Origin of the sequence: Pseudomonas mandelii (genome assembly GCF_002251635.1) — a bacterium.
Taxonomy (GTDB): Bacteria; Pseudomonadota; Gammaproteobacteria; order Pseudomonadales; family Pseudomonadaceae; genus Aquipseudomonas; species Aquipseudomonas mandelii_B.
In genome coordinates this window covers 24,099-33,870 of the sequence record NZ_NMOJ01000010.1, presented here as the reverse complement: position 1 = coordinate 33,870, position 9,772 = coordinate 24,099, and the positions used below count along the sequence as shown (strand labels likewise).

Here is a 9,772-nt window from a genome sequence, read left to right as displayed (position 1 = left end):
CAGGCATTCCATTGCCTCCTGATCCACTGAAAGGAAGCCCGGAATCTACCGCGTCGGCATCAAGCCAGACCCGCCGCAATGACTACAAAATATGAACCCTCAACTCCCCGTCCGAATCTTGTTCCACACCCGCGTCCGAATCCGGTCGATATTCAGCGGCATCGCCTCCAGCGCGAACAACTTGCCCATCATTTCCGGGCTCGGGTACACCTTGGTGTCGGCTTTGATCGCCGGGTCCACCAGGCTATCGGCCGCCGCGTTGCCGTTGGCGTAGCGCACATAGTTGGTGATGCTGGCCATCACGTCCGGGCGCAGCAGGTAGTTCATGAACGCATAACCGGCTTTTTCGTCAGGCGCATCGGCGGGCATGGCGACCATGTCGAACCAGATGGCCGCGCCTTCCTTGGGAATGCTGTAGCCAATGTTCACGCCGTTCTTGGCTTCCTTGGCGCGGCTTTCGGCCTGCAGGATGTCGCCGGAGAACCCGACGGCCACGCAAATNTCACCGTTGGCCAGGTCGCTGGTGTATTTGGATGAGTGGAAATAGCTGACGTAGGGCCGGACTTTCATCAGCAGCGCTTCAGCCTTTTTGTAGTCCTCGGCCTTCTTGCTGTGGTGCGGCAAGCCCAGGTAGTTGAGCGCGGCCGGCAGCAGTTCCGGGCCGTTGTCGAGGATCGCGACCCCGCACTTCTGCAACTTGGCCATGTTTTCGGGCTTGAAGATCAAGTCCCAGGAGTCCACTGGCGCGTTGTCGCCCAGTACCGCCTTGACCTTGTCGATGTTGTAGCCAATGCCGGTGCTGCCCCACAGGTACGGGAAGCCATGGGTATTGCCCGGGTCGTTGTTCTGCAATGCCGTGAGCAATACCGGGTTGAGGTTCTTCCAGTTCGGCAGCTGGCTCTTGTCGAGCTTCTTCAGCGCCCCGCCCTGAATCTGCCGTGCCATGAAATGGTTGGACGGGAACACCACGTCGTAGCCGGATTTGCCGGTCATCAACTTACCGTCGAGGGTTTCGTTGCTGTCGTACACGTCGTAGGTGAAACCGATGCCGGTTTCTTTCTGGAAGTTCTTGGTGGTGTCCGGTGCGATGTAGTCCGACCAGTTGTAGATCTTGACGGTCTCGGCGGCGTGGCTGAGGGAAGCGACAAGCGCAAGGGGTGCCAGGGTCAGTGTCTTTCGGATCATGAGTCGATTCCTGTATGGGTTGTTTTTGGCAGGCAATCAAAAGGTCAAAATCAAAAAATCAAAACGTAGGTCTTGCGCACGGTTTCCTGGATATCCCAGACCCCGGTGCTGTTGGCCGGCAACATCAGTGCATCGCCGGCTTGTAGGTGGACGACTTCACCGTTGTCGGGGGTGAAGGTGCAGCGGCCCTGGATAAAGTGGCAAAACTCCTGGGATTTGATCTGCCGACGCCAGCGCCCTGGCGTGCATGCCCAGATGCCGGTTTCGACGCCGTCGTNGCGTTCGACGCTGGTGGTCGAAGCCACCGCCACCGGCGCTCCCAACGGCACGGCGACGGGGTTCGACGCTTCCAGTTCCAATGTTGCGGTGTTCTTGAATTGCGTGATGCCCATGGGAGTACCTGTCGATTGAGCCTATAGATGAAGAACGCGCCGTTTACTGCATGAAACCTTCCATGAACCCCGCCACCTTGCTCGCCAGTTTGCGGCGCCAAGGAGCCGTGGCCGGGTTGGCCAGGGTCTGGTCTTCGTGGACGAAGCTGCGGATGATCGCGTTGTAACCCAGCCAGCGGCAGGGCTCCGGCTCCCAGGCCCGGAGCGTGTCCAGACCGCCTTGAGGCATGACCCAAGGCTGGCGAACCAGTTCGGTGTCGCGCTCAAGAATCAGATCCGCCAGGGTTCTACCGCCCAGGTTGGTGGCGCCTACGCCCTCCCCGCCATAACCGCCGGACAAGGCAATGCCGCTGGCCTGATCGCAGAGCATGTGTGGCTTGAAGTGCCGGGACATGCCCAGGTTGCCGCCCCACGCGTGGGTAATCTGCACGTTCTTGAGTTGCGGAAAGAGTTCGCCGAACAGGTAGCGCCGCAACTCCACTTCGCTGGTGGTCAAGTCAAAGTCATGGCGCAACTTGCCGGCAAACTGATAGCCGCCCCGGGCGCCGAACACCAGACGGTTGTCGGCCGTGCGCTGGCCGTAGGTGACCTGTCGGCTGCTTTCGCTGAACGCCTGGCCGCGACTCAGGCCGATTTCGTCCCAGGTCGCGGCAGACAGGGGTTCGGTGGCGACAATCAGGCTTTGCACCGGTAACTGATAGCGACCAAGGGGTGGCAACGTGACCGAATAACCTTCTACCGCCGGCACGATCCAGCGACTGCGAATCTGGGCCTTGGCAGTACGCAAACTCCCCGACTGCCACTGCGTGACCGCGCTGTTTTCGTAGATTTTGACACCCATGCGCTCGACCGTTTCTGCCAGACCTCGCACCAACTTTGCCGGGTGAATGGTCGCAACGTGCGGTGCATAGATACCGCCATAAGGCTTCGCAACTCTGATCTGTTGCGCCAGTTGCTCCGGGCTGAGCCAGCGGTAATCGCTTTCGGTCAGGCCTTGGCGGTAAAGCTTGTCCAGGTAACGCCGCAGGCTGCCTTCTTGCTCGGGATAACGCGCGGCNCAGTACAGCACCCCGCCTTTGCGATAATCGCAGTCAATGCCCTCCCGTTCGATGACGATCTCGACTTCATCAGGAATGCTGTGCAGCAGATCGAAAGAGGCTCGACGCTGGTCCGGCGGCAAACCAGCCAACAGACGGTCTTCACCCAGCAAGTTGCCCATCAGCCAGCCGCCGTTTCTGCCCGACGCGCCAAAACCGGCGGTTTGCGCTTCGACGATGGCAATGTCCAGGCCTGGCGCCAGACGCTTGAGGTAATACGCGGTCCAGAGCCCGGTGTAGCCCGCGCCAATGATGGCCACGTCAACGTCCAGATCGTGCTCCAGCGCTGGACGCGCCAGCAACGGCTCGTCGAGTTGATCCATCCACAAACTGATAGTGCGCCACGCCGACATGCCAGACTCCGCCACTCAAACTTCGATGGCGTCGATCCTAGTGCGTGGGCTCAGGGGCTGTCGTGCGCGCGTGCACGCAAAGAAATTTGTTTGACGTAAGCCTTGGGCGACAGCCCTGTGTGCTGGCGGAAACAACTGTAGAACGCCGACAACGAGTTGAAGCCAGCGGAAAATGCCAGCTCATCAACGCGCAACGGTGGCGTGGCGGCGTCCAGCGCCGCGAGCAAATGCTGCAGCCGTGCCTGGTTAACGTAGCGATAGAAGCTCTGGCCCAACACTTGATTCAGCAGATAGGAAATTTGATTGCGGCTGTACCCGCACTCCTGCGCCACCCGTTGCAGGTCGAGTTCGGGGTCCAGATAAGGCTGCTGGCGCTGGAAATACTGTTGCAGGTCGTCAGCCATGAAACTCAGCTGGCGCGGTGAAAGCCCGAGCCGGCTGGCGGCCGGGCGCAAGTTCGCAGCGGTGTTGCTTTGCGGTTGTTCGCGCACGAGGGACGCGTATTCGTTGACCCGCCAGATCAACCCGTCGCGCACCGTGATCGCTTCACTGGAACGGAACGACACCAGCCCTTCGCCGCCGCGCAAGGTCATCTGGTACTGGATGAACGCAGTGTTGCCGTCCAGGCGTATGCGATCGGAATGCTCCAGCGCCTCGTCCGGGTTACGCGGCATGCTGCCGCGCACGTACTCGCGCAACTCATCCAGGCCCATGACACGGTTCTGGAAAAAATCGTTGTACTGAATGTCCGGGTGATAAAGCGCCATGACACCGTCCAGATCCCGGTGTTTCCAGCACAAGTGGTAGCGCATGACCGTCTCGCCCGTGACCTGGGTTTGCAGCGGGCCATCATCATCGGCGTGCATAAGGAACTCGACGAAAAAAACCGAGCTTGCCGAAGTTCGGCCACGGCTTCAATGACCAGACCGAATCGCCGTAACGCCGAGCAAGGCCCGGCACGTGATCCACATCAAAAAAACGGTAGCAATCGCCAAACGGACTGAAAAAAATCACATGGTTTTCACATCTGGATGCTACTTTTAAAGGCAGTCACCGGTTGAGCCATTGAAGGCTCTTCCCTCCTAACATGAGCTAAAGGAAGCGCTCGATGAAGAAGGCGGGCAACACATGAATAAAGGGTCTTTCAGCAAAGTTACGTTTCCAAACGCCTGCCAGCTGATGCGCTGGCATTTTCATCCCATGGGATTCGAGGCGAGCATGGACGCCCCTGGCAGTATGGTCGCCCGTCTGTTTGACCGCGCCAGTGGCGAGACCATGATCGCCATTGCAGGCATTCCTTGCGCAACCGTGATGAATGCCGCGGACGTAGAACGAATAATCGAAGCCGTGGAAGACGAACTTGAGTGTTTCATTCCTCCCGTGGCCCTCAAGAGTTATGCCTGAAGGTCAACCACTCAACAAAAAGCCCACATCATGTGGGCTTTTTTTGTGGGCTCGGGTTCAGGCCGGTGCCTGACCCTGACGGTGATCAGCGAAGAATGGCTTGTCCTTGCCAATCCGGTCAGAAGCCTTGGGCATATTCGCCGCCTGAGTGTCCTGCCCATCGACATACCAGTAGCAATGACTCACCGCCCGCGTGATGCCGACGTAAGCCAGTCGCAGGATTTCGTCTTTCTGCGCGTTGTCGTATGGCTCGTTGTCGCCCGTCTTGCCAAGACCCGCCATCCGGTATACCTGATTCTTGTAGGGAGAACTGGTCAGGTGCTGACAATCACCGAGCAAGAACACTGCGTCGGCCTGCAAGCCCTTGGCGCTGTGATACGTCAGCTGTTTGATGCGCCGAGCTTCATACGGCAANCTAGAATCCACATTAACTACCGACTGAATATGCTGCTCAATCAATAACTTATCGCTGCTTTTTCGATAAAGCATCAAGATGGAATCACCTTGACGGTAATGCTGGATCAGGCGTTGAGCCATGCCCTGATCGTCCCGATCCATGACGCTCACCGGCAACAGCGCCTTGGGCTCACCGCTGGCCTTGGCCTTCTTTCCAGCGATCGACGGCGCTGCGCGGACGATATGCTCGGCCGCATCGATGATGTGCTGATGGCTGCGGTAATTCTCACTGAGCATCACGCGGGTGGTGCTCGGCGACGGGAATTCCTTGTTGAACGCCATAAAATACTTGGGCGAGCTACCGCGCCAACCATAAATCGACTGCCAGTCATCGCCCACGCACAACAAGGACGANCGTTGCGCACCTCGCCCCACGTGCATCGCCGGGCCGCGACTGCGGATCTCCGCGAGGCTGGCACGAATCCAGGAGACAATCTGCGGTGATACGTCCTGAAATTCGTCGATCATCAGATGTGATAACGGCCTTAGCAGTTCATCGCTCAGCAGCTTCAGGTTTTCCGGGGAGTGCTCGCTGAATAAGGCAAACATTCGGTTGTAGGTCATCACCGGTGGCTTTTGATCGAGCAAATGATCTTCCAGCGCGCGCCAGAACAGGCTCAGAGCCTCGAAGAAATGCCGGTCCGGGTCATCCTTGGCGAAACTCATCTGGCCAACCGCATTCGGAACATCCAGGCCCAGGTTCTCGATAAACCCGGCGGCAGCCACAAAACAGTCCAGCAAGGGGGCTGACCCCAACTCACCCTTGACCTTGTAATCGAAGCCCGGTCCGGCACTGGCATCCCCTGCCAGCGAAGCCAACATGCGCTTTGAAGCTTCGTAACTATCCAGCCATATCAAAGGCTTACGACAGAAAGCTTGAAACAGGGTTCGCTTCACCGCCCATTCCGCACGAACCGTTAACTTGGCATTCGGGCGGCTGACTTGTGGATTTTCCCGGGGGTCAAATCCGAGTACTACCCAGGCGTCCAGCGTGGGAATGTAGCCGTGACAATGGAAAGTCGACCCGTTGATGTCGAAGGCCTGCCGATTGGGCTCAATGCCTTTGATTGGCCAAGCGCCGGCTCGAAACCACAGATCTTCAATGGTGTCGCAAAGCTCTTCATCACGCTTGGCCGCCAACTCGGTCACCGCCATGCGCTTCTGCACATCGGGGTGATCGCGCTCAAGCTCCTTGAGTTGCAGTGCGTGACGGGACAACGGCTTGATCAGCTCGCGAAAACGCTCATCACGGATGTGCAGGCTGTGGAAACAGGCATTGAGTTGCTGTCGCTGGGCGTCGTTGATGCGCAGGTCGAAGGGATTGCTGTCGACCTCCTCGTCGCCGTTTTGCGCGCGATTACTGAGGTTTTCGAACGCTTGCAGGCGTTCGAAGCCCGGCAGGCTGCGAACCATTGGCAGGATGCGCGAGTGGAAGGTACGCACCAGATCCCGCGCCTCTTTGAGGCTCAGCGCCCGGCCCCACAATGCAAGNATTTCCATGAGCTTGTTGATGAAGTCCTTGCGCGACTCGCGGGTGAACGTCACCACGGTCATCGAGCTCAGCTCAAAGCCCAAGTAATGGGTCAGCAGCAGTATGCGCAGCACCAGCGAGGTNGACTTGCCCGCGCCAGCCCCGGCAATTACCGACGTCGAAGGCGTGTCGCTGAAGATCATCTTCCANTGGGCGGCGCTTGGCTGGGCATGNGCCGGCAGCAAGCGCGCCACATCAGCCTTCATGCGCTTCTTCACCTCGGCGCTCAAGGGCAGGCGCCAATCGTCGAACAAATTGTCGTCGACATTAGGCGGCCTGTGCTCGGTCGAACGCGAATCACGGATCAACAGCACCTGCCGGCCTTCTTCCAGCCCCTCGGCTTTCCCTTCCTTATAGCCGTAATCCACCCCGGCGCTGTGGCCGCTGCGAAAACCATCGGCTTGCCCGTGCAGCCACGATGCACGGTGTTGCGCACGCAGACGGGTCAGGCCATGACCAAAGAATCGGGCGGCCAGGCGTTTGAGCAGTGGCATCTCGGCCAGGGGACGGAGTTCGGGAGGAAGATCGGGGGTGTGTTGCGGCACGCGGACTGACTCCAGGGTGTGAGGCTGTTGAGGGCTATGGTGTCCGTATTTGCCGTTAAGTTCTAGTGAAATGCTTACAGGTCATTGGCTTATACGATGAAGTGAAGGCTGGGTGAGAATGTTTCGAGGTTATTTGATATCAACTTAATCGATCATATTGAGGCATTTTTTACGCTTTTTATCGATTGGTGCCTGATAGATGATGCCCGCCATCAACCACCGGTTCTCGTTTCGTGGCTCGGCGCTCTGCCCCATGACGAACCTTTTCAGGAGACGATCATGCTTGAACTCAGACCTTTCAACTCCCTGGGCGGCGCCCACCATGGCTGGTTGGATGCGCATCACCACTTTTCGTTCGCCGAGTACCACGACCCGAAACGCATGAATTGGGGCAACCTGCGGGTATGGAACGACGACGTGATTGCCTCGGGCACCGGATTTCCGAAACATCCGCACCGAGACATGGAAATCATCACCTATGTTCGTGAAGGTGCAATTACCCACGAAGACAACCTGGGCAACAAGGGCCGTACCGAGGCTGGCGACGTGCAGGTAATGAGCGCCGGCACCGGGATTGCCCACAGCGAATACAACCTGGAAGCCACGCCGACCAAGATTTTCCAGATCTGGATCATCCCGAATGAAGCCGGCTTGCCGCCCTCTTGGGGCGCCAAGCCTTTCCCGAAAGGCCAGCGTGAAGGCTTCGTGACGTTGGCCAGCGGCAAGGCCGGCGACGATCAAAGCCTGCGAATCCGTGCCGATGCACGGCTGGTGGCCGCGAACCTGAAGGCCGGTGAGTCCGCCGAATATCGCCTGGACAGTGGCCGTCGCGCTTATCTGGTTCCGGCTACGGGAGTCATTGAAGTCAATGGCCTGCGTGCACAAGCTCGAGACGGCGTCGCAGTGGCGGATGAGCAGGTGTTGCGGGTTACCGCGATCGAGGACAGTGAAATCGTGTTGGTGGATCTGGCTTGATCGGGTAAATGCAGGGCAAAAAAAGGGGCGACCAGTAATGGTCGCCCCTTTTTTCATGATCGATGGTGACTGCACTGACGCTATCGCGAGCAAGCTCGCTCCCACAGGAGCAAGCTCGCTCCCACAGGGTTTTAAGCACTCCTTGTGGGAGCGGGCTTGCCCGCGATGGGGCCTTCAATCACTTCGCAGAAATAGCGCCATCCACCAACGTCTGCGCCTCTGCAACCAACTGCTTGAGATGGTCATCACTCACAAAGCTTTCAGCGTAGATCTTGTAGATATCCTCGGTGCCCGATGGCCGCGCGGCGAACCAGCCGTTTTCGGTCATCACTTTCAAACCGCCAATGGCCTGGTTATTACCCGGCGCATGGCTAAGGATGCTTTGAATCGTTTCGCCCGCCAGTTGGGTCGAGGTGACCTGATCCGGTGACAGCTTGCTCAACAAGGCCTTCTGTTCAGGGTTGGCCTTGGCGTCGACGCGCACCGAGAACGGTTCGCCGAGCTCGTCGGTCAACGCTCGGTAGGCCTGGCTCGGGTCGCGACCTTTGCGCGAGGTCATCTCCGCCGCCAACAAAGCCGGGATCAAGCCGTCCTTGTCGGTGCTCCACACGGTGCCGTCTTTACGCAGGAACGAGGCGCCAGCGCTTTCTTCGCCGCCAAAGCCCAGCGAACCTTCGAACAGGCCATCGGCAAACCACTTGAAGCCGACCGGCACTTCGTACAGGCGACGACCGATACGGGCGGCGACGCGATCAATCAAGCCGCTGCTGACCACGGTCTTGCCTACGGCCGCGTCAGCACGCCATTCAGGACGGTTCTGGAACAGGTAATCAATGGACACTGCCAGGTAGTTGTTCGGTGCCAGCAGGCCACCGGACGGAGTGACGATGCCATGGCGATCGTGATCCGGGTCGCAGGCAAACGCTACGTCAAAGCGCTCTTTCAGGCCGATCAGGCCTTGCATGGCATGGCTCGACGAGGGGTCCATGCGGATTTGCCCGTCCCAGTCGACCGTCATGAAGCGGAACGTGGCGTCCACTTCGGTGTTCACCACATCGAGGTTCAAACGGTAGTGCTCGGCAATTGCCGACCAGTAGCGCACCCCTGCGCCACCCAACGGATCGACACCCAGGCGCAGCTTGGCATCACGGATGGCGTCGAAGTCGATCACGTTGATCAGGTCGGCGACGTAGGTGTTGAGGTAATCGTGACGATGGGTCGTGCTGGCCTTCAGTGCCTGNTCGTGGGTGATGCGTTTGACCCCGGCCAGTTTGTTGGCCAGCAGCTCGTTGGCCTTGGCTTCGATCCACTTGGTCACGTGGGTATCGGCCGGTCCGCCGTTGGTGGGGTTGTATTTGTAGCCACCGCTTTGCGGCGGATTGTGCGATGGGGTGATGACGATACCGTCCGCCAGGCCCGAGGTACGGCCGCGGTTGTAGCAAAGAATCGCGTGGGAAATGGCCGGGGTCGGCGTGTATTCATCGCCTTCGGCGATCATCACAGTGACGCCGTTTGCAGCCAGCACTTCCAGGGCGCTGACGCCGGCCGGGGTGGACAGTGCGTGAGTGTCGATACCGACAAACAGCGGACCGTCGATGCCCTGGGCTTCGCGGTACAGGCAGATCGCCTGACTGATCGCCAGAACGTGCCATTCGTTGAAACTCAGGTCGAACGAGCTGCCTCGGTGTCCGGACGTGCCGAAGGCTACGCGTTGGGTAGAGATCGCTGCATCAGGCTGGCCGGTGTAATAGGCCGTGACCAGTCGCGGGATATCCACCAGCAACTGAGCTGGGGCCGGTTTGCCCGCAAAAGGACTGAGTGTCATGCAAAACCT

General features: G+C 58.9%; 8 protein-coding genes. 2 read left to right on the top strand and 6 right to left on the bottom strand.

Annotated features, from left to right (window positions below; genetic code table 11):
* Positions 1–99 precede the first annotated feature (99 nt).
* From B7L09_RS01330 to B7L09_RS01315, 4 genes are all read right to left on the bottom strand, one after another.
* Positions 100–1,185 carry a polyamine ABC transporter substrate-binding protein gene (locus B7L09_RS01330; protein ID WP_094467430.1) on the bottom strand — a complete coding sequence of 362 codons (1,086 nt, stop codon included), beginning with the start codon at positions 1,183–1,185 and terminating at the stop codon, positions 100–102.
* Positions 1,186–1,235: 50 nt separating this feature from the next.
* Complete coding sequence (locus B7L09_RS01325) at positions 1,236–1,577, bottom strand: cupin domain-containing protein (RefSeq protein WP_094467429.1); 342 nt, start codon at positions 1,575–1,577, stop codon at positions 1,236–1,238.
* Between the two features lie 43 nt (positions 1,578–1,620).
* The gene (locus B7L09_RS01320; protein WP_094467428.1) at positions 1,621–3,027 is read right to left on the bottom strand and encodes an NAD(P)/FAD-dependent oxidoreductase; all 1,407 of its coding nucleotides are present in this window, start codon (positions 3,025–3,027) and stop codon (positions 1,621–1,623) included.
* Positions 3,028–3,077: 50 nt separating this feature from the next.
* Complete coding sequence (locus B7L09_RS01315; protein WP_094467427.1) at positions 3,078–3,893, bottom strand: helix-turn-helix domain-containing protein; 816 nt, start codon at positions 3,891–3,893, stop codon at positions 3,078–3,080.
* A 262-nt stretch (positions 3,894–4,155) separates the two neighbouring features.
* On the opposite strand from B7L09_RS01315, the gene B7L09_RS01310 reads away from it, so the two are divergent.
* Entirely contained in the window at positions 4,156–4,431 is a 276-nt protein-coding gene (locus B7L09_RS01310) for a DUF1652 domain-containing protein (RefSeq protein WP_094467426.1), read from the top strand.
* 57 nt (positions 4,432–4,488) lie between these two features.
* Here the strand turns inward: B7L09_RS01310 and B7L09_RS01305 are convergent, their stop codons facing one another.
* Positions 4,489–6,963, bottom strand: a complete 2,475-nt coding sequence (locus B7L09_RS01305) for a UvrD-helicase domain-containing protein (RefSeq protein ID WP_094467425.1) — start codon at positions 6,961–6,963, stop codon at positions 4,489–4,491.
* Between the two features lie 279 nt (positions 6,964–7,242).
* Between B7L09_RS01305 and B7L09_RS01300 the strand changes: the two genes are divergently transcribed.
* Positions 7,243–7,938 (top strand): pirin family protein, encoded by a 696-nt coding sequence (locus B7L09_RS01300; protein ID WP_094467424.1) that lies wholly within the window; start codon positions 7,243–7,245, stop codon positions 7,936–7,938.
* 178 nt (positions 7,939–8,116) lie between these two features.
* Here the strand turns inward: B7L09_RS01300 and pgm are convergent, their stop codons facing one another.
* On the bottom strand, positions 8,117–9,763 hold the full coding sequence (pgm, locus tag B7L09_RS01295) for a phosphoglucomutase (alpha-D-glucose-1,6-bisphosphate-dependent) (protein ID WP_094467423.1): 1,647 nt from the start codon (positions 9,761–9,763) through the stop codon (positions 8,117–8,119).
* Positions 9,764–9,772: the final 9 nt, after the last annotated feature.

Coding starts and splice junctions, on each gene's coding strand:
- B7L09_RS01300 (WP_094467424.1), top strand. CDS start 7,243: ATGCTTGAACTCAGACCTTTCAACTCCCTGGGCGGCGCCCACCATGGC.
- B7L09_RS01310 (WP_094467426.1), top strand. CDS start 4,156: ATGAATAAAGGGTCTTTCAGCAAAGTTACGTTTCCAAACGCCTGCCAG.
- B7L09_RS01315 (WP_094467427.1), bottom strand. CDS start 3,893: ATGCACGCCGATGATGATGGCCCGCTGCAAACCCAGGTCACGGGCGAG.